At 38.9% G+C, this 1144-nt stretch carries 2 protein-coding genes; both read left to right on the forward strand.

Annotated features, from left to right (window positions below):
- Nucleotides 1-428 (forward strand): ERF family protein (locus ACFIKD_RS09500; RefSeq protein WP_375647913.1); only part of this gene is annotated, 428 nt, incomplete at its 5' end.
- 81 nt (nt 429-509) lie between these two features.
- A complete protein-coding gene (locus ACFIKD_RS09505) occupies nt 510-1133 on the forward strand; it encodes a lambda exonuclease family protein (RefSeq protein WP_375644576.1) in 624 nt (207 codons plus the stop codon).
- The last annotated feature ends 11 nt before the right edge of the window (nt 1134-1144 follow it).

Consider the following 1144-nt stretch of genomic DNA (forward strand, 5'->3'; position numbering starts at 1 on the left):
CTCTTGCAAAATATCACTTTGCCTTGTTCTCTCGTATCAAAGACCAGAGTTCAAATGACATAACTGTAGAAATGACTTTAAAGCATATATCAGGCAATGAAATATCAACAGAAGGAACATTTCCTTTTGACGCTACAGGAGGCAAAAATAACATACAAGCGGTTGGTTCTACTCTCACCTACGCACGTAGATATCTCTTAGGCATGCTTCTTAATGTTGCAAGAAAAGAAGACGATACAGATGGCAACACGCTTCTTGCAGGTATCTCTCCTGAACAGATGAATGAAATCAAAGAATTAATTAAAAAAACACAATCTGAAGAAAGTAGGCTTCTCTCTTTCATAGGAGTAAAAAATCTAACAGATATGTCTTATAAACAAGCACAAATCGCTTTGTTTTCTTTGAAAAAAAGCAACGAAAGCAAATGAATAAAGCACAACAAGAGCAATTAGATGCACCTATACAAGATATTGAATATGCACCAACTCAACAACAAACGGCGGTGTGAGATGGAGCAACGAACAGCAGAATGGTTTCAAGCAAGGCTAGGAAAAGTCACTGCTTCAAACGTTTACAACGTACTCAGTAAGACAGCAAAAGGTTTGCCTACAAGCAAATATGAAGACTACAAAATCAAACTCATGACAGAACGCTTAATAGGTGAAATAAGCCAATCTTATACAACAGCGGCTATGCAATGGGGCATTGAACATGAAGAGAATGCCTTGAGAGAATATGAATTCATTTATGACGCAGAAGTCACAAGATGCGGGTTTATCCCACACCCAAAAATGAAAATGGCGGGTGCAAGTCCTGATGGGTTCATTGGAGAGGACGGCTTAGTTGAGGTCAAATGCCCACAATCAACCACGCATTTGCGCTTCTTTATATATGACGAAATCAAGCCTGAATATATCGCACAGATGCAATTCCAAATGGCGTGCACAGGACGCAAATGGTGTCATTTCATGAGCTATAATCCAAATTTTGTAGGCAAATCTACTGGTTTGAGAATGAAAATCAAACGCGTCAACCGTGATGAGAAACACATTGAAGAGATCAATAAAGCGGTCGAAATCTTTTTAGGGGAAATAGAACAAGAGATGCAAAAGATTTTGGCAAAAGCTGCTTAAACCTATGGGGG

It is taken from the genome of Bartonella sp. CR84HXZ (assembly GCF_042194535.1).
GTDB lineage: Bacteria > Pseudomonadota > Alphaproteobacteria > Rhizobiales > Rhizobiaceae > Bartonella > Bartonella grahamii.

Bases quoted from the DNA above. Each gene is read 5' to 3' on its own strand.
- ACFIKD_RS09505 (WP_375644576.1), top strand. From the start codon at position 510: ATGGAGCAACGAACAGCAGAATGGTTTCAAGCAAGGCTAGGAAAAGTC.